General features: G+C 74.0%; 24 protein-coding genes and 1 pseudogene. 16 read left to right on the forward strand and 9 right to left on the reverse strand.

Going from position 1 to position 26651, the window contains the following annotated elements; genetic code table 11:
- The first annotated feature begins 17 nt into the window (after positions 1-17).
- A complete protein-coding gene (locus ABZ340_RS12355; protein ID WP_358781690.1) occupies positions 18-1349 on the forward strand; it encodes an aminotransferase class I/II-fold pyridoxal phosphate-dependent enzyme in 1332 nt (443 codons plus the stop codon).
- Positions 1350-1509: 160 nt separating this feature from the next.
- Here ABZ340_RS12355 and ABZ340_RS12360 read toward each other — a convergent pair whose 3' ends face one another.
- The gene (locus tag ABZ340_RS12360; RefSeq protein ID WP_358781691.1) at positions 1510-2601 is read right to left on the reverse strand and encodes a DMT family transporter; all 1092 of its coding nucleotides are present in this window, start codon (positions 2599-2601) and stop codon (positions 1510-1512) included.
- Between the two features lie 74 nt (positions 2602-2675).
- On the opposite strand from ABZ340_RS12360, the gene ABZ340_RS12365 reads away from it, so the two are divergent.
- The 4 genes from ABZ340_RS12365 to ABZ340_RS12380 all read left to right on the forward strand — a co-directional run bounded on the left by ABZ340_RS12365 (position 2676) and on the right by ABZ340_RS12380 (position 8241).
- A complete protein-coding gene (locus tag ABZ340_RS12365) occupies positions 2676-3584 on the forward strand; it encodes a LysR family transcriptional regulator (RefSeq protein ID WP_358781692.1) in 909 nt (302 codons plus the stop codon).
- 576 nt (positions 3585-4160) lie between these two features.
- Positions 4161-6221: a cellulose binding domain-containing protein gene (locus tag ABZ340_RS12370; RefSeq protein WP_358781792.1), complete on the forward strand. Its 2061-nt coding sequence runs from the start codon at positions 4161-4163 to the stop codon at positions 6219-6221.
- A gap of 282 nt (positions 6222-6503) precedes the next feature.
- Entirely contained in the window at positions 6504-6914 is a 411-nt protein-coding gene (locus tag ABZ340_RS12375; RefSeq protein WP_358781693.1) for a hypothetical protein, read from the forward strand.
- Between the two features lie 289 nt (positions 6915-7203).
- Positions 7204-8241, forward strand: a complete 1038-nt coding sequence (locus ABZ340_RS12380) for a serine hydrolase domain-containing protein (RefSeq protein WP_358781694.1) — start codon at positions 7204-7206, stop codon at positions 8239-8241.
- 223 nt (positions 8242-8464) lie between these two features.
- On the opposite strand, the gene ABZ340_RS12385 is transcribed toward ABZ340_RS12380, so the two are convergent.
- Positions 8465-11215 carry a molybdopterin cofactor-binding domain-containing protein gene (locus tag ABZ340_RS12385; RefSeq protein WP_358781695.1) on the reverse strand — a complete coding sequence of 917 codons (2751 nt, stop codon included), beginning with the start codon at positions 11213-11215 and terminating at the stop codon, positions 8465-8467.
- A 3-nt stretch (positions 11216-11218) separates the two neighbouring features.
- A complete protein-coding gene (locus ABZ340_RS12390; protein ID WP_358781696.1) occupies positions 11219-12046 on the reverse strand; it encodes an FAD binding domain-containing protein in 828 nt (275 codons plus the stop codon).
- 274 nt (positions 12047-12320) lie between these two features.
- On the opposite strand from ABZ340_RS12390, the pseudogene ABZ340_RS12395 reads away from it, so the two are divergent.
- The 3 genes and pseudogenes from ABZ340_RS12395 to ABZ340_RS12405 all read left to right on the forward strand — a co-directional run.
- Positions 12321-12563: pseudogene (locus tag ABZ340_RS12395) on the forward strand (hypothetical protein); the annotation flags it as partial.
- Positions 12564-12582: 19 nt separating this feature from the next.
- Positions 12583-13338, forward strand: a complete 756-nt coding sequence (locus ABZ340_RS12400) for a HipA family kinase (RefSeq protein ID WP_358781697.1) — start codon at positions 12583-12585, stop codon at positions 13336-13338.
- Positions 13335-13718 (forward strand): DUF3037 domain-containing protein, encoded by a 384-nt coding sequence (locus ABZ340_RS12405; protein WP_358781698.1) that lies wholly within the window; start codon positions 13335-13337, stop codon positions 13716-13718. Before ABZ340_RS12400 ends, ABZ340_RS12405 begins: the two co-directional genes overlap by 4 nt.
- 113 nt (positions 13719-13831) lie before the next feature.
- On the opposite strand, the gene ABZ340_RS12410 is transcribed toward ABZ340_RS12405, so the two are convergent.
- The gene (locus ABZ340_RS12410; protein ID WP_358781699.1) at positions 13832-14362 is read right to left on the reverse strand and encodes an excalibur calcium-binding protein; all 531 of its coding nucleotides are present in this window, start codon (positions 14360-14362) and stop codon (positions 13832-13834) included.
- 333 nt (positions 14363-14695) lie between these two features.
- Between ABZ340_RS12410 and fabG the strand changes: the two genes are divergently transcribed.
- The 5 genes from fabG (at position 14696) to ABZ340_RS12435 (ending at position 19508) form a co-directional block, all read left to right on the forward strand.
- Positions 14696-15457, forward strand: coding sequence for a 3-oxoacyl-ACP reductase FabG (fabG, locus tag ABZ340_RS12415; RefSeq protein ID WP_358781700.1), 762 nt, complete (start codon positions 14696-14698; stop codon positions 15455-15457).
- A gap of 28 nt (positions 15458-15485) precedes the next feature.
- The gene (locus tag ABZ340_RS12420; RefSeq protein WP_358781701.1) at positions 15486-16253 is read left to right on the forward strand and encodes an SDR family oxidoreductase; all 768 of its coding nucleotides are present in this window, start codon (positions 15486-15488) and stop codon (positions 16251-16253) included.
- Positions 16254-16484: 231 nt separating this feature from the next.
- Positions 16485-18071, forward strand: a complete 1587-nt coding sequence (locus ABZ340_RS12425) for an ABC transporter substrate-binding protein (RefSeq protein ID WP_358781702.1) — start codon at positions 16485-16487, stop codon at positions 18069-18071.
- Between the two features lie 90 nt (positions 18072-18161).
- Positions 18162-18845, forward strand: a complete 684-nt coding sequence (ung, locus tag ABZ340_RS12430; protein WP_358781703.1) for a uracil-DNA glycosylase — start codon at positions 18162-18164, stop codon at positions 18843-18845.
- A 129-nt stretch (positions 18846-18974) separates the two neighbouring features.
- Positions 18975-19508: a hypothetical protein gene (locus ABZ340_RS12435; RefSeq protein ID WP_358781704.1), complete on the forward strand. Its 534-nt coding sequence runs from the start codon at positions 18975-18977 to the stop codon at positions 19506-19508.
- Positions 19509-19853: 345 nt separating this feature from the next.
- On the opposite strand, the gene ABZ340_RS12440 is transcribed toward ABZ340_RS12435, so the two are convergent.
- From ABZ340_RS12440 to ABZ340_RS12450, 3 genes are all read right to left on the reverse strand, one after another.
- Positions 19854-20321: a hypothetical protein gene (locus tag ABZ340_RS12440; protein WP_358781705.1), complete on the reverse strand. Its 468-nt coding sequence runs from the start codon at positions 20319-20321 to the stop codon at positions 19854-19856.
- Positions 20322-20470: 149 nt separating this feature from the next.
- Complete coding sequence (locus ABZ340_RS12445; RefSeq protein ID WP_358781706.1) at positions 20471-20986, reverse strand: DinB family protein; 516 nt, start codon at positions 20984-20986, stop codon at positions 20471-20473.
- A 42-nt stretch (positions 20987-21028) separates the two neighbouring features.
- Positions 21029-21619 (reverse strand): TetR/AcrR family transcriptional regulator, encoded by a 591-nt coding sequence (locus tag ABZ340_RS12450; protein ID WP_358781707.1) that lies wholly within the window; start codon positions 21617-21619, stop codon positions 21029-21031.
- 108 nt (positions 21620-21727) lie between these two features.
- Between ABZ340_RS12450 and ABZ340_RS12455 the strand changes: the two genes are divergently transcribed.
- Together ABZ340_RS12455 and ABZ340_RS12460 are read left to right on the forward strand one after the other, a co-directional pair.
- The gene (locus ABZ340_RS12455) at positions 21728-22930 is read left to right on the forward strand and encodes an FAD-dependent monooxygenase (protein ID WP_358781708.1); all 1203 of its coding nucleotides are present in this window, start codon (positions 21728-21730) and stop codon (positions 22928-22930) included.
- Positions 22927-23835: a Gfo/Idh/MocA family oxidoreductase gene (locus ABZ340_RS12460; RefSeq protein WP_358781709.1), complete on the forward strand. Its 909-nt coding sequence runs from the start codon at positions 22927-22929 to the stop codon at positions 23833-23835. Before ABZ340_RS12455 ends, ABZ340_RS12460 begins: the two co-directional genes overlap by 4 nt.
- Here ABZ340_RS12460 and lnt read toward each other — a convergent pair.
- Both lnt and ABZ340_RS12470 read right to left on the reverse strand, forming a co-directional pair.
- Positions 23756-25333, reverse strand: a complete 1578-nt coding sequence (gene lnt / locus ABZ340_RS12465) for an apolipoprotein N-acyltransferase (protein WP_358781710.1) — start codon at positions 25331-25333, stop codon at positions 23756-23758. The genes ABZ340_RS12460 and lnt overlap by 80 nt on opposite strands.
- A gap of 69 nt (positions 25334-25402) precedes the next feature.
- A complete protein-coding gene (locus tag ABZ340_RS12470; protein WP_358781711.1) occupies positions 25403-25888 on the reverse strand; it encodes a nuclear transport factor 2 family protein in 486 nt (161 codons plus the stop codon).
- Positions 25889-26015: 127 nt separating this feature from the next.
- Here ABZ340_RS12470 and ABZ340_RS12475 point away from each other — a divergent pair, with 127 nt between their 5' ends.
- Positions 26016-26630 (forward strand): DUF4291 domain-containing protein, encoded by a 615-nt coding sequence (locus ABZ340_RS12475; RefSeq protein ID WP_358781793.1) that lies wholly within the window; start codon positions 26016-26018, stop codon positions 26628-26630.
- Positions 26631-26651: the final 21 nt, after the last annotated feature.

Below are 26651 nucleotides of genomic sequence, written 5' to 3' on the forward strand. Positions count from 1 at the left end.
AGTGCATAATTGGCTTTGTGCTAGGAGAATATCGGATCACCGGGCGGCGTGCCGCAGAGATTTCCGCGAGCGTCGAGCGGGCGGTCGCGTGCGGGGAGCTGGGGCCTGGTCAACTTCTCCCGCCCATGCGGGAGTTGGCGGATCGGCTCGGTGTGAACCCCAACACCGTCGCGGCCGCCTACCGCACCCTGCGCGAGCGCGGGGTGATCGAGACTGCCGGGCGGCGCGGCAGCCGGGTGCGGGCCAGGCCGGCCACCACCGGGCGCGAGTTCATCCGGGTGGAGGTGCCGGAAGGGGCGCGGGACGTGTCCACCGGCAACCCGGACCCGGCGTTGCTGCCCCCGCTGGGGCCGGCCTTCGCCGCGGCGGCGGAGCAGGCCGACCGGGAACCGGTCCTGTACGGGGACGCGCCGGTGGAGCCGGAGCTGGAGCGCCTCGCGCGGGCCGAGCTGGACGCCGACGGGGTGCCGGACGGGCCCGTGGCCGTCGCGTCCGGTTCGCTGGACGCCATGGAGCGGGTGCTGGCGGCACACCTGAAGCCGGGGGACGCCGTCGCGGTGGAGGACCCGGGGTGGGGCAGCCTGCTCGACCTCGTCCCGGCGCTCGGGCTGCGCACGGTGCCCGTCGGCGTCGACGACGACGGGCCGCTCCCCGACGACGTGCGCCGCGCCCTGGCCGCCGGGGTACGGGCCCTGATCGTCACCGACCGGGCGCAGAACCCGACGGGCGCCGCGCTGAGCGCCCCACGCGCGCGTGCGCTGCGGTCCCTGCTCCGGGAGTATCCCGGGACGCTGCTCGTCGAGGACGACCACGGGCACCGGATCGTCGACCTGCCCCTGCACCCCCTCGCCGGCGCGACCCGCAGCTGGGCCTTCGTCCGCTCCGCCGCCAAGGCGTACGGCCCCGATCTGCGGCTCGCCGTGCTCACCGGGGACGCCGTCACGCTCGACCGGGTCCGCGGACGGCAACGGCTGGGCCCGGGCTGGGTCAGCCGGATCACCCAGCGGGCCGTGGCGCGGCTGTGGGCCGACGGGGCCGTGGACGCGCGGGCGGTGGCGGCGGCGTACGGCCGTCGGCGGGACGCCCTGATCGACGCGCTCGCGCGGCGCGGGGTCACGGCGCACGGCCGCAGCGGCATGAACGTCTGGATCCCCGTGCCGGACGAGACCGGTGCCGTCGCCCGGCTGCTGCACGCCGGCTGGGCCGTCGCCCCCGGCGCCCGCTTCCGGATGCACGCCCCGCCCGGCATCCGGATCACCGTCTCGTCGCTGGGCGTGGAGGAAGCGGGCCCTCTGGCGGACGCGGTGGCTTCCGCGCTGGGGGCGGGGACGGGGCGGAGCCGCGTCTGAGGGGCGGGGCGGGCCGTACTCGTTCCGCGTGCTCGTGGTGCCCACGTGCTCGTGGTGCCCGCGTGCTCGTGGTGCCCGCGTGCTCGTGGTGCCCGCGTGCTCGTGGCACCCACGTGCCCGTGGACCTTGCGCGCCTGTGGAACCTACGCGCCCGTGGACCTTACGCGCTTGCGGAACGCGCCTGCCCTCTCTCCCGCGCCTCCTGCCGGACGCCCGCGTTCCCGGCCGGTGCCGGTGCCGGTGCCGGTGCCGGTGCCGGTGCCGCCGTCGGTCCGCTCCCGCGCATCCGGACCCGCGAGCCCCGGTCCCGGTTCCGGCCCCGGCCCTGTCCGCTCCCGGGCCGGGCCTGCGTCAGCGCCGCGCCCGCCAGGACGATCAGCGCGCCCACCGGTGTCGACCACGCCAGGGGCTCGCCGAGGAGGGCGACGCCCGCGGCCGTGGCGATGACCGGGATGAAGTACGTGACCATCTGGGCGGTCGTCGGGCCGACCTCGGCGACCAGGCCGTACTGGACGAGCACGGCGAAGCCGGTGCCGAGCGCGCCCAGCGCCGCGACCGCCAGCAGGGGAACGGCAGGGAAGCCGTCCGGCACCGTGGTGAACAGCGGCGTCACCACGGCGAGCTGGAGCGTGGCGAGCAGCAGCTGAGCCCCCGTCAGGGACAGGTTCGAGTGGCCGGTGCCGGCCAGGGTGCGGCGGACGTGGATCCAGCCGACGGGGTAGCTGAGGGAGGCGAGCAGGGCCAGTGCCGTGCCCGTGGCGTCCAGGCCGTCGAAGCCCTGCCAGACGCCGAGCACGGTCAGGACTCCGAGGAAGCCGATGCCGAGCCCCGCCACCCGCAGCCGGGTGGGCCGGTCCTCGGACAGGGCGACGAGGGACAGGGCCATGCCCCACAGCGGTGAGGTCGCGTTGCAGATGCCCGCGAGCGTCGACGGGATCGTCAGCTCCGCGTAGGCGAACAGGGAGAACGGCAGCGCGTTGAGCAGGAACCCGGCGATCGTCAGATGCGCCCACGTCCGGGCGCCGCGCGGCAGCCGCTCCCGCTTCACCGCCATCGCCGCGGCGAGCACCGCCGTACCGAACACCAGCCGGCCGAGCGTGACCTGGAAGGGGGCGTACCCCTCCGTGCCCACCTTGATCAGGAGGAAGCTGAAGCCCCAGACCAGGGAGAGGGCGGCGAAGCGCAGCCGCCAGTCGAGAGCGGGACGGGAGGAGGGGCGGGCCGAGGCCCGCGGCGCGGTGGTGTCGCTCATGGCGGCCATGATGGTACAGACGTTCGTGTAGCACAATCGAGAATTAGCGCGCGGTATCTCGTAGTATTGCTTACATGTTGAACCTGGAGCGCCTGCGCACCCTCGACGCCCTCGCCCGGCACGGATCGGTCAGCGGTGCCGCCGAAGGGCTGCACATCACGACGTCGGCCGTCTCCCAGCAGATGTCCAAGCTGGAACGCGAGGTCGGCCAGCAGCTCCTCGCCAAGAACGGCCGCGGCGTACGGCTGACCGACGCGGGGCGGCTGCTCGCCGAGCACGCGGCGCGCATCCTGTCGCAGGTGGCCCTCGCCCAGTCCGATCTGGAGGCGCACCGCGGGCAGGTCGTCGGCGAGCTGCGGCTGTCGGCGTTCCCGACCGCCGCGCGCGGATTGTTCCCCGCCGCCCTCTCCGCGCTGCGCGCCGCGCACCCCGCGCTGCGCATCCGCTCCTGCGAGCTGGAGCCGGAGCGCGGCATCGCCGGTGTGGTGCGCGGCGACCTCGACCTCGCCGTGGTCCTCGACTGGTACAACAAGCCGCTGCCCGTCCCCGACGGCCTGGTCAAGGCGCCGGTCCTGGACGACCCCGCCGAGGTCGCCATGCCGGCCGGCCACCGGCTCGCCGGCCGCGACGAGGTGGACCTCGCCGAGTTCGCCGAGGAGGAGTGGATCACCTGGGGCGAGGGCGAGTTCTGCCACGAGTGGCTGCTGTTCACCCTGCGCTCGAAGGGGATCGAGCCGGTCGTCGGCCACCGCGCCGCCGAGACCCACACCCAGCTGGGGCTGGTCGCCGCGGGGCTCGGCGTGTGCATCGCGCCGCTGCTCGGGCGCCATCCGGTGCCCGACGGGGTCGTCACCGTCCCGCTGAAGCAGCGCGTGCGCCGGCACGTGTACGTCGTCTGGCGCGCGGACGCCGACCGCCGCCCCTCGATCCGGGCGGCCGTGGAGGCGCTGCGGGCGGCGGGGGAGGAGGTGGGGGCCGGTTGATCCGGGCCCGTTCGACGCCATGGTCCCCCTCGACGCCCTCGGGGTCTGCGGCGCCCACGGCGCCCACGGCGCCCACGGCGACGCCGGCTCGGGGGACCCGCCGGCAGGCCTGCGGACGCGACGAGGACGCGTGACCTCGTCTCCTTCACACCGCGGTGTCCGGCACGTTGACAGGACGTCACACCGATCCCATCCTGGGAGCGCTCCCACGGCGGTGGCCCGACCACCGCATCGCACGGCCGCACCACATCGCACCGTACGACCGCATCGCACCGTACGACCGCATCGCACTGTACGACCGCATCGCACTGTACGGCCACATCGCACCGTACGACCGCACTACACCGCACCGTTTCCACGCACCGTTCCCCGTGCCACCGCGCGGAGCGCCCCGCTGCCGCGCCGGCACCCCGCCCGTCCGGTGGCACGGTCCGGCATCCGCTGCCCGTCCGTGCCGCGGACCTCCGAGGGAGGGCCCACGTGCCACGACCGCAGAGACCCGGCCGACCGGCCGGTACCGGCCTTCGCCACACCCCGAGAACCGGACCCCGCCGCCTTGCGCGCACCGCGACCGTCCTGGCCGCCGCGTTCGCCCTGCTGCCCCTGGTGGGCACCGCGGGCGCCGCGCCCGCGGCACCGCGGACGGCCGCCGCCGCGGACGTCGCCGTCCGGGTCAACACCCAGGCGTCGCTGGGCAGGCTGACCGACGTCGCCCGCGGCGTCAACGCCGCCGTCTGGGACGCGCACATGAACGACCCCGAGGTGGCCGGCCTGATGAAGGCGGCCGACGTCGGGGCGATGCGCTACCCCGGAGGCTCCTACGCCGACATCTACCACTGGGAGACCCACACGGCGCCCGGCGGATACGTCGCCCCCGGCACCGGATTCGACGCCTTCATGGGCACCGTTCGCGCCGCCGGCGCCCAGCCGATCCTGATCGCCAACTACGGCTCGGGAACGCCCGAGGAGGCGGCCGGCTGGGTCAGGTACGCGAACATCACCAAGGGCTACGGCGCGAAGTACTGGGAGATCGGCAACGAGATCTACGGCAACGGCCACTACGGCAACGGCTGGGAGCACGACGAGCACCCCGACAAGAGCCCCCGCGAGTACGCCCGCAACGTCCGCGCCTACGCCAAGGCCATGAAGGCCGTCGACCCGACGATCAAGATCGGTGCGGTCCTCACCACCCCGGGCCACTGGCCGGACGGTGTCGTCGGCGAGGGCGACCCGGGCGACTGGAACCACACCGTGCTCTCCGAGACCGCCGACGTCATCGACTTCGTGAGCGTCCACTGGTACGCGGGCGGCGCGGACACCACCGCCGACGCCGCCATGAGGAGGCTGTCCGGGCTGCCCGGCGAGCTGCGGGAGGTGCGGGCCCAGCTCGACCGGTACGCCGGCGCCGACTCGCCGCGCATCGGCATCGCCCTCACCGAGATCAACACCAACACCGGCGGCGCCCGGCTCACCGCCCGCCCCAACGGCCTGTTCGCCGCGGACGCGTTCCTGACGGCCCTGGAGAACGGCGTCTTCACCGTCGACTGGTGGAACACCCACAACGGCGCCGGGCAGATCACCACCGTCGACGGCGAGACCGACTACGGCGACATGGGGATGCTCTCCAGCGGCGGCTGCACCGGCGACGTCTGCGAACCGCCGCCCAACACGCCGTTCCACCCCTACTACGGCATGAAGATGACCGCCGAACTGGGCACCACGGGCGACACCCTGGTCGCCGCCGCCTCCTCCGCGCAGGATGTCTCCACCCACGCCGTGCACCGTCGCGACGGGCGCCTGAGCGTCCTGCTCATCAACAAGAACCCGGACGCGGCGCGGACCGTGGACCTCGAGTACGCGGGCTTCACCCCGTCCGGCGCCGCACCCGAGGTGAGCCGCTACGCGCGCGGCGACAGCGACGTCACCGATGTCTCCGGAGGCGACGCGTCCGCCTCCCGGGTCACCGTGCCGCCGTACGGGATGCTCGCCGTCACCCTCAGTCCGAAGGCCGGCACCGGGCCCGGGGCCTCGGCCGCCGGGACCCCGGGCACCCCCCGGCTGGAGGCGGTGACCGACACCACCGCGCGCCTGTCCTGGCAGGGCGCCGAGGGCGCCGCCCGCTACCTGGTCCAGGAGCGCGACGGCGCCCACACCCGCCTGGTCGGCGAGACCACCGGCACGTCCGTGACCCTGCGGAACCTGCCCCCGGGCAGCACCCACACGGTCAACGTGCTGGCGGCCGACGCCTCGGGACGGCTCTCCGCCCCGTCCGCTCCGCTGACCTTCACCACCGGCACCCCGTCGGACGCCGCCTGCGCGGTGACGTATCACCGCGACACGAGCTGGGGCAACGGCTTCGTGGCCACGGTCACCGTCCGGAACCTCTCGGACACCCCGATCACCGGCTGGACCGTCGACTGGGAGTGGCCGACCGACCGGCAGTCGGTCTCCTCCGGCTGGAACGCCACGTTCCACCAGACCGGCCGGCACGTACGGGTGACCGCTCCCGAGGGCGCGGGGCCGCTGGCCCCGGACGGCGGGTCGGCGGTCTCGTTCGGGTTCGTCGGCGCCAACGACGGCCCCAACCCGGATCCGCGGGTCTTCCGCCTCAACGGCACCGCCTGCTCGACCGGCTGACGACCGGCCCGGACCGGCCGGGACCGGGGCGCCGGACGACCGCCTCCCGGCGGGCCGGCGCCCCGGCGGCATCGGGACGACGCCGGCCCTCCGGGAGACGGGGGCGGCGTGACGGCGGCTCAGCAGGCGGAGCGCTCCTCGTCGGCTGCCGGGCTCGGTTACTCCGCTCACTTCGCGCCGGGGGCTGGAAGCGAGGGGCGCACCCGCCGGGAGCCTGCGTCGGAGGCGCGTGGCGCGAGCGGGATCGGTACGGAGCTTGGTGAGAACCCGTCAGCTCTCGGGGTGGGCGTAGCCGTGTTCGACCGGTGCGCGTCCGAGGCCGAGGACTTGGTGGGCGGTCTTCTGGGCGGGGTGAGCTTGTGGGGGGCGGCTGGTGTGGAAGCCGGCGACGATCGCGGGGTCGAGTACGTCGTTGTCCAGGCTGCGGAAGCCGAGGTCCGCCAGCGCACCGAGGCCGACGGCGCGCAGGTGGGCCAGGACATGGCCGTGGCGGCCAGGCGCCGGTCGTGGATCACGAATACGGCGGTCACGAACACGGCGGTCACGAATACGACGGTCACGAATACGACGAGTACCAATACGACAGTCACGAATACGACGAGTACGAGCGCGACGGCGCTCCCGGAGTTGCTGCGCCTCACCGGCCCCGGCATCCACGAGCAGATGGAGGCGCCGCCCGCCTCGTGGTGCTGAGCGGCCTCGGGCCCGAGGGGCTTGTGCACCACCCGGTTGGCGCCCTTGCCCCCGCAGACTCCCGGGAAAGCAGTGTGTGCGGCGGTAAGAACGGGCCAGAGCCGGTCCGGCGGACGGCACCCGTCATGCGAGGTCCGAGAGCGGAAGAGTTCATATGCCCAGCGCACGTTCCTTCGCGCGCCCCGGCCGGCGCCGGAGCGCGCTGGCGGCTTCTCTCGTGCTGTGGGGATGCACTGCTGTGGCTGTGTTCTCAAGCGAACCAGCGGTCGGTGGCAAACCTGGAGATCCGGTGCAACGGGAGATGGAGAGGCTGGTGGGCGAGGGCGGCTTCCCCGGGGCACTGGCAGCCTTCACCGGGCGCGACGGACACACCCGTGACTACACGGCAGGCACCGCCGACCTGGCCACCGGCGCGCCGGTGCCGGCCAACGGGCACATCCGCGCGGCCAGCAACACCAAGGCGTTCACCGCAGTGGTCGTCCTGCAACTGGTGGGCGAGGGCACCGTCGGCCTGGACACACCCGTCGATACGTATCTGCCTGCCCTGGTCCGAGGAGAGGGCATCGACGGGCGTCGCATCACGGTACGACAACTGCTCCAGCACACCAGCGGCCTGCCCGATTACACCGACTCCCTGGGCGGCGACTCCTTCGCCCGCCGTCACGTCTATACCGAACCACGCGAACTGCTCGACCTGGCTCTTGCCCACAGAGCCCGCTTCGCTCCGGGCAGCCGGTGGGAGTACAGCAACACCAACTACATCGTGCTCGGACTGCTGATCCAGAAGATCACCGGCCGCCCGGTGGCCGAGGTGATCACCCGCCGGGTCGTCGAGCCGATCGGGCTGCGCCACACCTATTTCCCCGCCGTCGGGGACCAGCACATCGACGGGCCGCACCCGAAGGGCTACCACGCCGTCGAACCCGGTCAGGCGTTGCGTGACATCACCGTGATGGACCCGTCCTGGGGATGGGCGGCCGGCCAGCTCATCACGACGCCGCGTGACCTCAACCTGTTCTTCACCGCCCTGCTGCGCGGCGAACTGCTCAAGCCGCGGCAACTACGGCAGATGCGCACCACGACCGGTACGACGGGTCTGTGGCCCGGGGCCCGGTACGGGCTGGGACTGGTCAGTACCCCGCTCAGTTGCGGCGGCCTGGCTTGGGGGCACGGTGGGGACATCGACGGCTACCACACGCGCGGCGGCACCACCGACGACGGACGCTCCGTCACCCTCACGGTGACCGCCCTGCCCACCGCCCTGCCCGCGGCCAAGGCCAAGGAACGGCATGTGCTGTCCCTCGTCGATACCGCACTGTGCCGGTGATCTGCCGCGGCCACCCTGGAAATTCCGCGCCGCCTCTCCAGGCACACCGTCCGTTCCCAGGCCGCCACGGGCACCGGCCTCGAAGCCCGCATCCCGGAGGAAAGCCGGTGCCTGGTACCTGGTGTCCGGTGCCTGACGCCCTGGGCGCGTGCGCGCGAGCAGGAGCCGGCACGTCGTCGCTCAGGTGCCGGCCGCCCGACGGCGGTCGAGGGCGGACGGAGGATCAGCCGGTTCGGTGCAGGGTCTCCCACACGGTGTCAGAGCGCAGGGGCAGAGCGGTGAAACGGTGACCGGTCGCGTCCCGCACGGCGTTGGCGAGAGCGGGGGCCACGGGATTGAAGGGCAGTTCACTCATGGGTTTGGGGGCCGGTGGTGCGCCGTCCATGGGGGGCTGGACGAGGTGGACAGTGGCCGGGGGGAGGTGGCCGAAGCCGGGGATGGTGTAGCTGCGCAGGTCGGGAGTGGTGATGTGGCCGCTGGAGTCGGTGCGCAGTTCTTCCCACAGGGTGGTGCCGACGCCCTGGGTGACGGCTCCTTCGATCTGGGCCCGGCACTGCGCGGGATCGAGGAGGTGGCCGGCATCGGCAGCGTGCACACTGTCGACGATGCGCACCTGCCCGGTCGCGGGGTCCACGGTGACGCGGAACCACTGACCGCAGACCGCCAGGGACGGGATCATGTCGTCGGCGACGGCGCAGCCGTCGGCGCGCAAGGGGACTCCGGCCGCCCGGGCACGGGGATGGACCTCGGCCAGCGGGAGAGGGGTTCCGGCGCAGTCGATGGTCTCGTGGTCCAGCCGGCATGCGGCGGGATCGGCGGCGGGGTGGCGGGTGGCGGCCCAGTCCAGCAGCTGCCGGGTCAGTGCTTGGCAGGCGTGCACGACGGCCTGCCCGGCCAGCAGCACCCCGGTGGAGGCGAAGCCGCCGGTGTCGTGGTCGAGCAGATCGGTGTCGGCCTGCCGCAGGTGGACGTGGGCCGGGCAGGTGTTCAGCGCCTGGGCGGCGATGTGCAGCAGGGTGGTACTGGTGCCGCTGCCGAATTCCGGTGCGCCGGTGGTCAGGGTGTAGTGGCCGTCGGGGCGCAGGGCGATGGACGCCCGGGCGATGTGGCCGTCCGCGGGCAGGGTGTGCAGCGCCGCGACGGCCAGCCCTTCACCGACCAGCCCGCCCCGGACCGCGGGGGAGGGCCGTTCTCGCAGGCGCTGGGCGCGGGCGGTACGCAGGGTGTCGAGGCAACGGGACAGGCCGTGGTCCATCACCGGGTGCCGGCCGGCGACGCCGGGGAACGGCGCGCGGTCTCCGGGGCGCAGCAGGGCGCGTTCGCGGACGGTGACCGGATCGAGGCCGAGGGTGCGGGCGAGTTCGTCCAGGGCGGATTCGACGGCGAAGGTGACCTGCCCGGCGCCGTAGCCCCGGAAGGCTCCCGCGGGCACGTGGTGGGTGTGCACCGCGAAGCCGTCGACGGTGATGTTCGGGCACCGGTACAAGGCGATGCTTTCGCCGCAGGCGACCTGCAGGACGGCCGTGCCGTGATTGCCGTAGGCACCGGTGTCGGCGATCACCCGCAGTCGGAGGGCGGTGAGGGTGCCGTCGCGCCGGGCACCGAGGGTGACGCGCACCCGGAAAGGGTGGCGGGTGGTGGCGGCGGTCAGTTCTTCGGCGCGGGTGTACTCCCACTGCACCGGGCGCCCGGTGTGCAGGGCGGCCAGCATGGTGACGTCCTCGGTCAGCAGGTCCTGCTTGCCGCCGAAGGCGCCTCCCAGGCGCCCGGCGGTGACCTGGAGACGTCCGGGGGCCAGTCCGAACAGCTCGCACAGACGCCGGTGGACCAGGTGGGGGGCCTGGGTGGTGGTGCGCAGATGCATCCGGCCGTCGGGTGTGGTCCAGGCGCGGCTGGCGTGACATTCCAAGGCGGTGTGCTGCACCCGGTGCGTGGTGAAGGTGGCCCGGTAGACGGTGTCCGCCTCCCGCAGGCCCCGGCCGGTGTCACCGATGGCGTGGTGGACCTCGGCGACGATGTTGCCGCCGGGGTGCACCCGTACCGCGGTGTCCGCGAGGGCGGCCTCGGGATCGGTGACGGCCGGCAGGACGTGGTAGGTGACGCGGACGAGGCCGGCTGCCCGTTCGGCGGTGGCGGGGCTGTCGGCCACCACGACGGCGACGCGCTGGCCGACATGGCGCACCACGTCGTCCAGGACGCGCGTGTCGGCGGGGTCGTCATCGGCCCGTTCGTGCAGGGCGGTCGAGAAGCGGGCCAGGGGAGCGTGCCGGTGGGTCAGAACGGCGTGGACACCGGGCACGGCGAGCGCGGCGGTCGTGTCGACGGCGAGGACGCGGGCGTGGCGGTGCGGGGACCGTACCGGATGAACGTGCAGCAGCCCTTGCGGGGCCGGGGTGTCGAGGGTGAAGCGGGCCGCGCCCATGACCACATCGCCGGCCCACGGGTCGTAGCGCCCCGCGTCCTTCCCGCCGGGCCGGCCGGTGCGATCGGCGGCGGCCGGAGACGGACCGGGCGGATCCGCTCCGGTGTCCGCGGGGCCGGGGCGGGCGGCGCGCACGGCCTCGCCGATGGGGCGGTAGCCGGTGCAGCGGCACAGGTTGCCCTTCAGCGCCTGCGGCAGGTCGGCGAGCTGCCGCTCGGCCAGGGCAGCGGCGGTCATCACCAATCCGGGGGTGCAGTAGCCGCACTGGAAGGCGCGGGCCTGCGCGAACGCCTCCTGGACAGGGTGGAGCCGTGAGCCGGCGGCCAGCCCTTCCACGGTGGTCACGGAGCGGCCGTTGACGCGGTGCGCCGGGTACAGGCAGCTGTGCACGGGCATGCCGTCCACGTGCACGGTGCAGGCCCCGCAGTCGCCGGTGTCGCAGCCCTTCTTCACCCCGCTCCAGCCCTGGGCGCGCAGGTAGGTGCGCAGGCACTGCCCCGGCTCGGGCGGCTCGTGGACCTCGTGGTCGTTGACGCGGACGACGAAAGCCACGGGCTACACCTCACCGGCGGTCAGGTCCCGCAGTACCTCGTCGGCCAGGTGGAGGGCCATCTGCCGCCGCCAGGCCGGACAGCCGTGGACGTCGTCGGCGATCAGACCGGTCGGCAGGTGCTCGAGCAGCTCCCGGCGCAGGCGGGCCGCGGACGGCGGGCCGGAGAAGGTGAGGGTGACAGGCCGGCGGGTCGCGGCGGTGACCGTGACGGCCAGGTGCCGTGCGGCTGCCTCGCAGGTACCGGTGACCAGCGCGGCCGACCGTCCCAGCGGCCGCAGGCTCACCTGGCGCAGCGCACTGCGTTCTCCGAGCGCGGCGGCCGGCAGGGTCACCGAGCGCAGCAACTCGCCGGGACGCAGCGCGGTGGTTCCCGCCCCGGTCACGAAGTCGGCTGCCGGGATGTGCCGTTCGCCGCCGTCCGGTGCCTGTACCCGGCAGTGGCCGCGCAAGGTGACGGCCAGGGAGATCATGGGGCCGGCGGGGAGGGCCGCGCACAGGTTGCCGCCGACGGTCGCGACGTTCCACACCTTGAACGACGAGGAGAACGCGCGGCAGCAGGCGGCGATCAGCGCCCGTCCCTGCGGCCAGGGGGCGTCTGGCGTCTCGGCGAAGGACAGCAGCTCGGCCACCGTGCAGGTGGCCGCGACCTCCAGCCCTTCGCCGGTGGCTGCCAGCGGTTTCCATCCCAAGGCGGTTAGATCGCGCAGCCGCACGATCCCGGGCCCGGGCTCGGCGAACAGCGACGTGCCGCCCGCCAGCCACGCGTCCCCGCACGTCCACGGCAGCGCGCAGCGCGCGTCGACGACCTCACGCACCGATGCCAGGTCCATCCGTCCTTCTCACCCGGTCCTTCTCACCCGGTCCTTCTCACCCGGCTGGAGCCACCGACGCGGCCCGCCCCTTCTCCGCAGACCCCGCCGCTCTGTCCGTCACGGGAGTGATACGACCACTAAGACTGATATTTCCCATATATTCCTTTCCTTTCACCGGCAGTCTGGATCACTGTCCACCCGCCCTCCGTGACAATCGCGTGCGGGACGGCCCACGGCCGAGGAGCCGAAGCGTCGCATCGGAGCGTTCCCGCCGGTTGAGGCGGAGCTTCGGGGGGCGTCCGTCGTGACCTTGGCTCGGCGGCTCGGGCACTCCTCGCCGGCGATCACCCTCGGTTACTATGCTCACTTCGTGCCGGAGGCCGGCGGCAAGGGGTGCGGCACCATCGACGGACTGCTCGGGGAGCGGGGAGACCGGCACGCCGGCCGAGACTCCCCGGATTCTCCCCGGCGTCGTCGACCGGCGATTCCCGCCTCTGCGCTCCGAAGAAGCGGTCCGTGGATTGCAAGGCTGTAGAGATGGGTGACCTGGGAAAGTGCTGGAAGAGGTCGTAGCGACCCGCTATGTCACGCCCTTGCGTGAGGGCGGTTCGCTCCCCGGGATCGTCGAGGCCGACGATCTCGGCACGTACGTCATGAAGTTCACCGGCGCCGGACAGGGCCGCAAGACGCTCGTCGCGGAGGTCGTCTGCGGTGAACTCGCCCGCCGGCTGGGGTTCCGGGTGCCGCGGCTGGTGGCGATCGGCCTCGATCCGGTGCTGGGCCTCGGCGAACCCGACGAGCAGGTCCAGGAACTGCTCAAGTCCAGCGGCGGCACCAACCTCGGCATGGACTTCCTCTCCGGTGCCCTCGGTTTCGACCCGCTCGCCTTCGAGGTGAGCCCCCGGGAAGCCGGGCGGATCGTCTGGTTCGACGCGCTCGTGAACAACGTCGACCGTTCCTGGCGCAACCCCAACCTGCTGCGGTGGCGGGGCGAGCTGTGGCTCATCGACCACGGCGCGACCATGATCTGGCACCACAACTGGCCCGGCGCCGAGACCTCCGCCGCCCGCCCCTACGACGCCTCCGACCACGCCCTGCTGCCCTTCGCGCCGGACGTCGCCGCGGCCGCCGCCGAACTCGCCCCCCTGATCACCGAGGAACTCCTCGCCGAGGTCACCGCCGAGATCCCGGACGTCTGGCTGGCCGACGAGCCGGGCTTCGCCACGCCGGACGACCTGCGGCGGGCCTACGCGCGCCCGCTGCTGGCCCGTGCGGCCGTCGTCCACGAACGCATCCAGGGGGTCCGGTGACCGGCCGGCACGTCTTCGAGTACGCGCTGCTGCGCGTCGTACCGCGCGTCGAGCGCGGCGAGTGCATCAACGCCGGGGTGCTGGTGTACTGCCGCGCCAAGGCGTTCGTCGCCGCCCGCACCCACCTCGACGAGGCCCGGCTGCTGGCGCTCGACCCGGACGCGGACGTGTCCGGTGTCCGGGCCGCGCTGCGCGCCGCCGAGGGCGTGTGCGCCGGAGGCGAGGCGGCGGGGCAGGCCGCCCGTGACGACGCCGGCCGCCGCTTCCGCTGGCTCGTCGCCCCCCGCTCCACGATCGTCCAGCCGGGCCCGGTCCACACCGGCCTCACGGCCGATCCGGCGGCGGAGGCGGACCGGCTGCTCGAACTGCTCGTACGGTAGGCGGGACCCGGCTCGTACGGTGAGAGGGCCCGGCTCGTACGGTGAGCGGACCCGGCGGCCCGGACCGGGCAGGCCCGCGCGCGCCGGATGTCCGGGCCCGCACACGCCGGGTGTCAGGTCCGGCGGCGTCGCTTCAGCACCCAGCCGGCCGCCAGCGCGGCACCCGTGACGAACGTCAGGCCGATCCCGATGTCCCAGCCGGTCGGCCCGGTGGACGACGCGCCGCCGAGCCCGCCCTGGACGCCGCGCGTCGGCGCCGGAGTGGCGGACACCGTGGGACGCGGTGGCGCGGTCGTGGGCGCCGGGGTCGTGGGCGCCATGGTGGTGGGCGCCATGGTGGTGGGCCTCATGGTGGTGGGTGTCGCGGTCACGGGCGGCGCCGTGGGGCGCACGGGGCGGCTCGTGGCCGAGATGGTGGCGCCGGCGCCGCGCCGCGGCAGGGCCTCGCAAGCTATGCCGTCGTCCGGGCCCTGGTCCTCGTCGAGCCGGTTGGGGTCGCTCGGGTCGCTGTCGAACACCGCCTGCGCCTCCTCCTGAAAGGTGAAGTTCCGGCAGTCCAGGTCCTGAGCGTGCGCGGTGCCGGCCGGCGGCCCCGCCACCGCCATGGCGATCAGCAGGCCCGCGGCAGTCGTGCGAGGGCGCATGGACGCCTCCATTCCGGTCTTTTCCGGTACTTTCCGATGCCTTGCCTTACTTTCCGGCTCTTTCCGGTGCCTTCCGGTCATGTATGGCTCGCGCTTCGACGCTAGGGGCCGGGAGGTGTGGCGGCGCGGAGCCGTAGACCGTTCGGGTGGTGCGGCGCGTGGGTTCCGCGTGGCTTCCGGGGCGGGACGCGCAGGTAATGGATCACACCGTCCGGTGTCCCGTTGACACCGCGTGCCGGGGCTTCTAGCGTCACGTCTGCTGAAGGTACTAAGCGGTCGCTCACCACAGGGCGGGCCGCGGGAGCCGCATCCCTAGGGCGAGGAGAAGCAGCAATGTCCACCACTGAGCAGCGGGTCGCCGTCGTCACCGGTGCCGCGCGCGGCATCGGTGCCGCCACCGCCGTACGACTGGCCGCCGAGGGCCGCGCCGTCGCCGTGCTCGACCTCGACGAGGCCGCCTGCAAGGACACCGTCGAGAAGATCACGGCCGCGGGCGGCAAGGCCGTCGCGGTCGGCTGCGACGTCTCCGACGAGGCGCAGGTCGAGGCGGCCGTCGCCCGGATCGTCGAGGAGCTGGGCGCGCCCACGATCCTCGTCAACAACGCGGGCGTGCTGCGCGACAACCTGCTGTTCAAGATGAGCGTCTCCGACTGGGACACCGTCATGAACGTGCACCTGCGCGGTGCCTTCCTGATGTCCAGGGCCTGCCAGAAGCACATGGTGGACGCCGGTTTCGGCCGCATCGTCAACCTGTCCTCCTCCTCCGCGCTCGGCAACCGCGGCCAGGTCAACTACTCGGCCGCCAAGGCCGGTCTGCAGGGCTTCACCAAGACCCTCGCCAAGGAGCTCGGCAAGTTCGGCATCACCGCCAACGCCGTCGCCCCGGGCTTCATCGCCACCGAGATGACCAAGGCCACCGCCGAGCGCGTCGGCATGGGCTTCGAGGAGTTCAAGGCCGCCGCCGCCACGCAGATCCCGGTCCAGCGCGTCGGCGAGCCCGACGACATCGCCAACGCCATCGCCTTCTTCACGGGCGAGGCGGCCGGGTTCGTCTCCGGCCAGGTGCTGTACGTCGCCGGCGGACCGCTCGACTAGGGCCTCGGCAAGGGACAGGGACAGGGACATGACTTCCGCAGAACTCCCCGGGCTCTCGGGCAGGGTCGCGCTCGTCACGGGCGCCAGCCGCGGCATCGGCTACGGCGTCGCCGAGGCGTTCGTCGCGCGCGGCGACCGGGTGTGCATCACCGGCCGCAACGAGGACGCCCTGAAGGAGGCCGTCGACAAGCTCGGCGCCGACCGCGTCATCGGCGTCGCGGGCAAGGCCCACGACGAGGCCCACCAGGCCGCCGCCGTCGAACGCACGATGGAGGCCTTCGGCCGCGTCGACTACCTGGTCAACAACGCCGGTACGAACCCGGTGTTCGGGCCGATCGCCGACCTCGACCTGAACGTGGCCCGCAAGGTGTTCGAGACCAACGTGGTCTCGGCGCTCGGCTTCGCCCAGCGCACCTGGCACGCCTGGCAGAAGGAGAACGGCGGCGCGATCGTCAACATCGCCTCCGTCGCGGGGCTGTCGGCCTCGCCCTTCATCGGCGCCTACGGCATCAGCAAGGCCGCGATGATCAACCTGACCACGCAGCTGGCGCACGAGTTCGCGCCCAAGGTGCGGGTCAACGCCATCGCCCCGGCCGTGGTGAAGACCAAGTTCGCGGCAGCCCTGTACGAGGGCCGCGAGGAGGAGGCCGCCGCGGCCTACCCGCTGGGCCGGCTCGGCGTGCCCTCCGACATCGGCGGCGCCGCCGCGTTCCTCACCTCGGCGCAGTCGGACTGGATCACCGGCCAGACGCTGGTCGTCGACGGCGGCATCTTCCTCAACGCCGGCGTGGCCTGACCCGGACGCCCCGGCGCGGGACCGCCGCCGTCGGCGGCCCCGCGCCGGGGCCCGGGGCGTCGTTCCCGCGCACGAGCGCGCCCCGGACGGCACCCGGTCACGCCCTGGCCGCACGCATGACAACGTCGTCATCGCCCTCTTGATCGGAATGCCCGTTCGGAGGGGGGTCGACCGCGGGGGCGCTGCGGTATGGTCTGCCGACCTTGGTACGGCGGATCGAGGAGCGTGCGCGTGTTCAACCGGAACCGATGCCTGCGGCGGATGGCGGCCATCGCGTCCCTGTCGTCCCTGGTCGCCGGATGCGGCCTGGTGGGGCCCGGTGCCCCGGACGAGAAGCGCCCGATCCTCGTGGGCACCACCAGCGCCCCCAGCACGCTGGACCCCGCCGCCTCCTGGGACAGCTCCTGGGAACTGTTCCGCAACGTCTACCAGACGCTGTTGAGCTACCCGAACGGCGCGACCTCCCCCCGGCCCGACGCCGCCGAGGAGTGCGCGTTCACCGACGCCTCCCACCAGGTGTACCGCTGCGAGCTGCGCGAGGGCCTGACCTTCTCCGACGGGGGCGCGCTGGACGCCCGGGCCGTCAAGCACTCGGTCGACCGCATCCGCACGATCGGCCGCAACGGCGGCCCCGCCGGCCTGCTGGGCAGCCTGGACCGCGTCCGGGCGCCGAGCGAGCGCGAGGTCGTCTTCCACCTGAACAAGCCCGACGCCACGTTCCCGTTCGTGCTGGCCACGCCCGCCCTGTCGATCGTCGATCCCGACACCTACCCGGCCGACGCCGTGCGCGAGGACGGCGAGATCCTCGGCTCCGGCCCCTACACGCTCGCCTCGTACGAGGAGGGCCGGCAGGCCGAACTCGTGCGCAACGACCGCTACAAGGGCTTCGCCGAGCACCGCAACGAGGCGGTGACGATCCGTTACTTCCGGGACTCGGGCTCGATGGTGAGGGCACTGCGCGACCAGAAGATCCACGTCACCTACCGCGGTCTGGCCGCCGACGACATCATCGCCCTCCAGGGCACGGCCGGCCGGGACGAGGAACTCCAGCTGATCGAGGGCACCGGCACCGACATCAGCTACCTGGTCTTCAACCCTCGCGACCCGTGGGCGGGCCGCAAGGCGGTGCGCCGGGCCGTGGCCCAGGTGGTCGACCGGGCGGCGATCGCGCACAAGGTCTACCAGGACACGGTCGAGCCGCTGTACTCGATGGTCCCCACGGGCCTGACCGGCCACACCACGGACTTCTTCGACGAGTACGGCGACCCCAGCGCCGCCGAGGCCCGCGCGATCCTCACCCGCGCGGGCATCACCGGGCCCGTCCCGCTCACCCTGTGGTACACCACCGACCGTTACGGCTCCGAGACCGCCGCTCAGTTCGAGGAGCTGGAGCGGCAGCTGGAGGCGTCCGGCCTGTTCAGGGTCACCCTCCGGAGCAGCCCGTGGAAGACGTACGTGGAGGGCTACCAGAAGGGCCGCTACCCGGTGTTCGGGCGGGGCTGGTTCCCGGACTTCCCGGACGCCGAGAACTTCATCGCCCCGTTCGTCGGCGAGCAGAACGCGCTCGGCACGCCCTACCCGGCTCCGGAGATCACCGGCGACCTGCTGCCCCGCTCCCGCCGCGTGAGCGACCGCGCCGCCGTGGAGGAGGAGTTCGAGGAGGCCCAGCGGATCATCGTGGACGACGCACGGCTGCTGCCGCTGTGGCAGGGCAAGCAGTACGTGGCCGCCAGCGACGACATATCCGGCGCGGAGCGGGCGCTGGACCCGTCGACGGTCATGACGATGTGGGAGCTGCACCGCAAGACGAGCTGGTAGCGCCCGGGGCCCGGACCGGGGGACCGGCTGTCAGTGGTCGCCTGTAGGTTCGGTGTCCTGGAAGTGATCGCACACGGTAAGGAAGTCGACGTGACCGACATCGCCATGCTGCCCGAGTCCTGGCGCGGGGTGCTGGGGGACGAACTGCAGAAGCCCTACTTCAAGGAGCTGATGGAGTTCGTCGAGGAAGAGCGGGCGCGGGGTCCCGTCTACCCTCCGCGCGAGGAGGTCTTCGCCGCGCTGGAGGCCACGCCGTACGACCGTGTGAAGGTCCTGGTCCTCGGGCAGGACCCGTACCACGGCGAGGGCCAGGGCCACGGCCTGTGCTTCTCGGTCCGCCCGGGCGTGAAGGTCCCGCCGTCGCTGCGCAACATCTACAAGGAGATGCACGAGGAACTGGGCACGCCGATCCCGGACAACGGCTATCTGATGCCGTGGGCGAAGCAGGGCGTGCTCCTGCTCAACGCGGTGCTCACGGTCCGGGCGGGCGAGGCCAACTCGCACAAGGGGCGGGGCTGGGAGCTGTTCACCGACGCGGTGATCCGCGCGGTGGTGAACCGGCCCGACCCGGCGGTGTTCGTGCTGTGGGGCAACTACGCGCAGAAGAAGCTCCCGCTGATCGACGAGTCGCGGCACGCGGTCGTCAAGGGCGCGCACCCCTCGCCGCTGTCGGCGAAGAAGTTCTTCGGCTCCCGCCCCTTCACGCAGATCAACGAGGCGATCGCCCGGCAGGGCCACGAGCCCGTCGACTGGAGCATCCCGAACCTGGGCTGAGCACGGGTGCCGGGGCCGGTCCGTCCGCAGGCCCGGCCCCGGCAGCCGTACGGAGCCGCCTGACCGGGATCGCCGACGGCTGCCGTTAGCGTCGTCGGGAGAGAGCCGACGAGCGGTGCGGAGGACACGGTGGCCAAGGGACAGGAACAGGCGGCGCCGGACGCCCTGCCGACGCGCATCGGGCAGGTCGTGATGCTGCACCACGCGGGCGACCGGGAGGAGGCCCGGCGGCGCTTCCTCGCCCTGTGGGCGGAGGTCGGCGAGCACGGCGACCCGCTCCACCGCTGCACCCTGGCCCACTACCTGGCCGGCACCCAGGACGACCCCGCCGACGAACTGGCGTGGGACCTGCGGGCGTTGTCGGCCGCGGAGGAGATCACCCGGGGCCGGCCGGCCGGGCACGAGGAGACGCGCGCCGCGCGCGCCCTGTACCCCGCCCTGCATCTGCACCTTGCCGCCGACTACGCCCGGCTCGACCACCGCGAGGCCGCCCGCGCGCATCTGCGGCAGGCGCGGGGCGCAGCCGGGGCCCTCGGCGACGACGGCTACGGCGAGGGTGTGCGTGCGGCCATCGGGCGGCTGGCGCGACGGCTGGACGAGGAAGGCTCCCCGGGAGACCCCCCGGAGGGCGGCCCGTGGGACCGGCCGCGACGGCGCCCCTAGGGGACGCCGGAAGCCGGGAGTGCGGGGGTGAACCGGGGGAGCCCGGCTTCGGCCGACGCCCGTCGAGCCGGCCCCGGAACCGGGCGGAGGCGAGCCCGCCTGCCGGTCTTCTCCGTTAACTCGTCCTGCGCCGGGTCCGGTGGGAACAGGCTCCACCGGACCCACGTGATAGGGCATCACCGTCGCCCGTCGCCCGTCGCCCGTCGCCCGTCGCCCGTCGCCCGTCGCCCGTCACGCAGGTCTTTCCGCTTCGGGCCCCGCCCCCGGCTGAGCGGCGGGACCAGCTGGGCGGCGGGACCGGCGTCGCGGTGGGCCGGCAACCCGTGCGGGCCGCCGGCCCCGGCCTCAGCGGCCGTACGCCTGCTTGCAGATCACCGCCTCCGGGCTGTCGGCCCGCCAGCCGCCGTACGTCCGGCCCAGGGAGCACACGTCCGCGTCGCCGGGCGCGCCGCGGCCGGCCGGTTTCGTGACGTCGGGCGGGTCGACGCGCGGGCGCTGCGGGGCGCGGGGCGCGGGCTTTCGGCGTTCCGGGCGCGCCGGCCGCGGGCGGGGTTCCGGCCGGGCGGCCGACGGCTCCCGTGGCGGCGCGGCGGCCGACGGCGGCGTACGGCGCGGTGCGGAGGGGGACGGGGGCGGTTCCGCCGGCCGGGAGGGACCGATCCGTTCCAGGGCCTCGCGGGCGGGGGCCTGCACGATCCGCGGTTCGGGCGCGCCGTCCGGGCGCGGTGCGGACGGCGCCGTCGGCGTCGCGGGCGGGGCGGGCGCGGATGGTCGCTGGAGCGTCACACAGCCGGTCAGGGCCGAGACAGCCACGGTTATCAGGAGCGTCGCGGTGGTCGTCGTTCGGTGCACCCGCGCCACTCTGCTGGTTCCGGGCCGCCGACGGCGGCGGACGGGCGCAGGATGCCTCGCACGGGTGATCCCCGGCCCCGCGGGGAGGCCGGGAACCGGCAGGGGTGACGTCAGTCCCCGGTCGTGCCGTCGATGCGCTCGCGGATCAGGTCGGCGTGGCCGTTGTGGCGGGCGTACTCCTCGATCATGTGCGTGTAGATCCACCGCAGGCTGTAGGGCTCGCCGGTGGACCGGTGCCTCCCCCGGGACAGGTCGTCCAGGCCGAACCCGGCCGCGTGGCGCCGGGCGGCGGCGATCTCGCCCTGCCAGGTGGTGTACGCCTCCTGCCAGGTGTCCGCCTCGGCCGGGTGGAACTCGCCGTCCGGGTCCTCGTCGTCGTAGTAGATCGGGCCCGCGTCCTCGCCCGCCAGCACCCTGCGGAACCAGCTCCGCTCCACCTCGGCCATGTGCCGCACCAGCCCCAGCAGCGACAGCTCCGACGGGTCCACCGCGGCGGTCCTGAGCTGGGCGTCGGTCAGGCCCTCGCACTTGAGGGCGAGGGTCTGCCGGTGGTAGTCGAGCCAGCCTTCCAGCATGGTGCGTTCGTCGGCGTTCGGGGCGGGTTCGCGGCGCTCGGTCGTCGTCATGCCCGCATCCTCGCCCGCCGGCCCTCGTCCGGCCAGGGGTTTTCAGCGGCCCAGCATCCCCGCCAGCAGTTCCCGCAGCCCCGCCCGCACCGCGTCCAGGTCCGGCACCTCGGCGCCGAACGACCCGGCGGCGCAGCTGAACATCAGCCCGTCCGCCCAGGCCACCAGCGACAGGACGTGCCGGGCCGGGTCCGTGGACCCCGCGGCGGTGACCAGGGCCAGGAGCTGGTCGCGGAAGCGGGCGCCGGTCGCGTCGTAGAAGGCGCGCAGCTCGGGGCGGCGGGTCGCCTCCAGGGCCAGTTCGTAGCGGGCGATCAGCAGGTCGCGGTGGCGGGTGAGGGAGCGGTGGACGGCGCGGGCGAGGCCGTCGGCCAGGGCGTCGAGGCCGTCGCGCGGATCCGGCATCTCCGCCAGTTCCAGCACCCTCGCCTCCCGCTCGGCGTGCCGCCGCACCGCGAGCTCCAGCAGCGCCTGCCGGGTCCGGGCCAGGTTCGACGTGGAGCCCTGGGGGAGCCCGGCCGCCTCGTCGACCGCCCGGTGGGTGAGCCCGCGCATCCCGCGCTCGGCGAGCAGGGCGAGGGCGGCGTCGGCGACGAGGTCGGCGCGGGAGGCGCCGGCGGTGTGGACGGACATGGACGTCAACCTACCGCTCTCACTACGGCTGTAGTACGGTCGAGAGGCAGCCTCACTACAGATGTAGTGAACGGGTGCGTACGGCGGCCCGGACGACGAGGAGCGGTCATGGCACAGGCACCACGGCACGCCGTCGTGATCGGCGGCGGCATCGGCGGACTGACCGCGGCGGCGGCCCTGCACCTGCGCGGCTGCCGGGTCACCGTCCTGGAACGGGCCCGCTCGCTCCGGCCGGCCGGCGCCGCCATCTCCCTGGCGCCGAACTCCCTGCGCGCCCTGGACGTTATCGGCGTCGGCGAGGAGATCCGGGCCCTGGCCGCCTGGCAGGGCGACGGAGGGGTGCGCACCCCGGGCGGGCGCTGGCTGTCGCGCTCCAGCGCCCGGGCGGCGGCCGAGCGGTTCGGCGGCCCGCTCGTCCTGCTGCACCGGGCCACCCTCGTCGGCCTCCTGGCCGGCCGGCTCCCGCCGGGCACCGTCCGCACGGCCGCCGCCGCGACCCTCGCCGACCCGGGCGGCCCCGGCCGGCCCGCCCGCGTGCGCACCCCCGACGGCGACCTGGAGGCCGACCTCGTGGTGGCCGCCGACGGCATCCACTCCGCCGTACGCCGGGCCCTGTTCCCGGACCACCCGGGGACCGTCTACGCGGGATTCACCACCTGGCGGGTCGTGATCCCGCTGCCCGGCGCGCGGTTCGCCTCCCACGAGACCTGGGGCCGGGGCCGCATCTGGGGCACCCACCCCCTCAAGGACGGCCGGGTCTACGCCTACGCCGCCGCCCTCGCCCCCGCCGGAGGGCGGGCGCCCGACGACGAGCGGGCGGAGCTGCTGCGCCGGTTCGGCGACTGGCACCACCCGGTCCCCGCCGTCCTGGCCGCCGCCCGCCCCGAGGACGTGCTGCGCCACGACGTGCACCACCTCGCCGAGCCGCTCCCGGCCTGCCACCGCGGCCGGGTCGCCCTCCTCGGCGACGCCGCGCACGCCATGCCCCCCACCCTGGGCCAGGGCGGCAACCAGGCCGTCGAGGACGCCGTCGTCCTCGCCCACCACCACGACGACCTCGCCGCCTACACGGCCGCCCGCCTGCCCCGTACGACGGCCGTCGCCCGCCGGGCCGTCAAGGTGGCCCGGCTCACCATGACGCCCAGCCGCGCCGCCGTCGCCGTACGCGACACCGCGATCGCCGTACTGTCGAAGGCCGGACCGGCGCTCTTCCTGCGCGGCTTCGACGGGATCGCCGACTGGCGGCCGCCGCAGCCCCCGTATGCTGCGCCGGACCCCCGTCGGCAACCGGTAGAGGAGAACACCCCGTGAAGGTCGGCTGCATCGGACTCGGCGACATCGCGCAGAAGGCATACCTCCCGGTGCTCGCCTTCCGGCCCGGCGTAGAACTGCATCTGCAGACCCGCACCCCCGCGACCCTCGCCCGGGTCGCCGACGGCCTGCACCTGCCGCCCGAGCGGCGCCACGCCGACCTCGACTCCCTCCTCGCCCAGGACCTCGACGCGGCCTTCGTGCACGCCCCCACAGACGTCCACCCGCAGATCGTGACCCGGCTGCTCGAAGCGGGCGTGCCGACCTACGTCGACAAGCCGCTCGCCTACGCACTCGCCGACTCCGAGCGGCTGGTCGCCCTCGCGGAGGAGCGCGGCGTCAGCCTCGCCGTCGGCTTCAACCGCCGCCACGCCCCCGGCTACGCGCAGTGCGCCGAGCACCCGCGCGAGCTGATCCTGATGCAGAAGAACCGCACCGGGCTGCCGGAGGACCCGCGCACGATGATCCTCGACGACTTCATCCACGTCGTCGACACCCTGCGCTTCCTCGCGCCCGGCCCCGTCGACGACGTGACCGTGCGCGCCCGCGTCGTGGACGGCCTGCTCCACCACGTCGTGCTCCAGCTCGCCGGGGACGGCTTCACCGCCCTCGGGGTGATGAACCGGCTCAGCGGTTCGGCGGAGGAGATCCTGGAGGTCTCCGGGCAGGACACCAAGCGGCAGGTGGTCAACCTCGCCGAGGTGATCGACCACAAGGGGCAGCCGACCGTGCGGCGGCGCGGGGACTGGGTGCCGGTGGCCCGGCAGCGCGGCATCGAGCAGGCCGTGCTGGCCTTCCTCGACGCCGTGCGCGCGGGGAAGACGCTCAGCGCCCGGGACGCGCTGGAGACCCATGCGCTGTGCGAGCGGGTGGTACGGGAGATCCAGGAGCGGACCGCCGCCTGAGCCGCAGCGCCCGTACGCCCTCGGCGGCGCCCCAGGCCGCGAGGACCAGCAGCGCCGCGTGCACCGGCCAGTCGCCGAGGCGGGCGTAGGGCGTGCCGCCGTGCGCGAGCGGGACGTCGTAGACGTGCGCGGCGGACGCGTCGGTGCCGAGCCGCGGCCCGACGCGCGCCCCGCCCGCGTCGTACACGGCCGAGACCCCGGTCAGCGTCGCGTGGACCATCGGCCGGCCCGTCTCGGCGGCCCGCAGCGCGGCCAGCGAGGCGTGCTGCTCAGGTGCCCAGCTCCGCTGGAACGTCGACGTGGACGACTGGGCGATCAGCACCTCGGCGCCGCCCCGCGCGAGATGGCGGCTCATGTCGGGGAACGCGCTCTCGAAGCACACCATCGGGCCGATCATCAGCCCGTTCCCGGCGTCCATCACCACCTGCGCCGAGCCGCGCCTGCGGTCCTCGCCCGCCGCCTCGCCGACGGAGGTGGCCCAGCCCAGCAGCGAACGGGCCGGGACGTACTCGCCGAAGGGGACCAGCCGCATCTTGTCGTAGCGGTCCCCGGTCGGGCCGTCCGGGCCGACGAGCACCGAACTCTTGTAGATGCCGGGCCTGTCCGAGCGCCGCGCGTCCACGTTGACCAGGAGACGGGCGCCGGTCTCGCGCGACAGCGCCGCCAGCCGCCGCGCCAGGTCGGGCCGCTCGCCCAGGTCGAAGCCGACACTGCTCTCGCCCCACACGACCAGATCGACGTCCCGGCCGGCCAGGCGGCGGGTGAGCTCCTCCTCGCGGCCGAACCGGCGGTCGGCGCTGTGCGCGCCCGCGACGACGCCCGGCTGCACCACCGCGATCCGCACGCGCCCGTCGCCACCGGGGCGCGGGGACCACACCCAGGCCGCCGAAGCGGCGACGGCGCAGGCGGCCAGACCGGCCACCGCGGGCATCCGGGCCCGGCGGAGCGCGACCAGGGCCGCGACGGCGACGTTGACGGCCACCAGCAGGAAACTGAGCAGCCACACCCCGCCCACCGAGGCGAGCCGCAGCGCCGGCGCGACCTGCCACTGGCTCGCGCCGAGCATGCCCCACGGGCCGCCCAGCCCCTGCCAGGAACGGACCAGTTCGGCCATCAGCCAGCCCGACGGCAGGACGAGGAGCGCCACCGCGACGCGGCCCGGCGAGGGCGCCCCGCCCAGCGTGCGGCGCACCAGCCACCCCCACGGCGCCCACAGCGCGCCGAGCAGCGCGGCGACGACGAACGTGAACACGTGCAGGTTCGGCAGCAGCCAGTGGTGCATCGCCAGCATGAACCCGAACCCGCCGCACCAGCCGTCGTACGCCGCCCGCCGCCCGGTCGGCGCGCCGCGGGCCAGCAGCAGCCAGGGCACCAGGGCGATCCAGGCCCACCACCACAGGCCCGGGGCCGGGTAGGCGAGCACGGGCAGGGCGCCCGCCAGCGCGGCGGCGGCCGAGCGCCGCCAGGGGGAGGTGGGCCGGTGGCCGAGCGTCTTCATGGGCGCCTCCCTACCCCGCGGTGCCTCCAGTGTGCGCCCCGGCGGTGAGCGAAGGCCCAGGGAGCCTGTTCAGTTGATCACATCGGCCGGCCGCCCGCCGGGAACGCGTCGCCACTTCTCCCGGGCGACCACCTCGCTCAGCCGCCAGCCGTCCTCCGTGCGCAGCAGCCCGAAGGCGTACCGGCCGCCGCACACCGCCTCGGGCCCGGCCGCGCCCCCGTCCCCGGCGGCGCACACCAGAGGACTGACGTAATCGGCCAGGACGTGGGCGGTGTCGCCGGTGTCCCGCTCCCAGACGCCGAAGCGGACCCGGCGGTTGACGACCAGGTGCTGGCGCAGCGGGAACGGCCCCAGGTGCCCGGCGAGCCAGGCGGCGACCGCCCCGGCGTCCCCCTCGATGCCGCCGGCCGACCGGTAGTCGGCCCGCCCGTCCGGCGCGAACAGCCCTCGGTACGCCGTCCAGTCGCCGTCGTCCAGGGCCACCGCGTAGTCGGTGACCAGCGCGTCGACGGCCAGCCGGTCCCTCACGCCCGCGAGTTCCGCACGCTGCGTCATCGGCTCAGTGTTGGGCATGGAGGACGCCGCGCCAAGGGGGCGGGCGGTGATATTCGGTGGCGGGCCCGGACCGCCCCGGCCCAGGCTGTGCCGCATGAACGGCAGGAACGATCACCTGAACGACTACATGGGCACCCCGGGCGACCGGCAGCCGCCCCGGTACGGGATACGCGCGCGCCACACCGATTCCACGGTCACCGTCTACCAGGCGTACCACCCGGGGATCGGCCGTGTCGCCGCCCGCGACGGCCGCTTCCCGTCCTCCTGGAAGCGGGACCGCATGACGTGGATCAAGCCGTCCTTCCTGTGGATGATGTACCGCTGCGGCTGGGGCACCAAGGAGAACCAGGAGACCGTGCTCGCCGTGGAGATCAGCCGGGAGGGCTTCGACTGGGCCCTGCGCCACGCGTGCCTGTCCCACCACGTCCCCGCCCTGCACGGGGACGCGGCCGCCTGGAAACGGCTGCTGAAACAGGCACCCGCGCGGGTGCAGTGGGATCCCGAACGCGACCTGCGCCTGAACCCGCTGCCCCACCGGTCGCTGCAACTGGGGCTCGCGGGCGAGGCGGCGGCGCGGTACGCCGACGAGTGGATCGCCGGCATCGAGGACGTCACGCCGCTCGCCGCCGAGATCCACGCGCGGGTCCGCGCGGGCGAGCTTGAACGGGCCGCCGCGCTGCTGCCCGAGGAACGGCCCTATCCGCTGAAGGGAGATGATCTCGCGCACCTGTTCCCTAGGTGATCGTTTCCCCCTAGGATGATC

The sequence above is a fragment of the Streptomyces sp. NPDC006134 genome, assembly GCF_040628835.1.
In the GTDB taxonomy this organism is placed as follows: Bacteria; Actinomycetota; Actinomycetes; order Streptomycetales; family Streptomycetaceae; genus Streptomyces.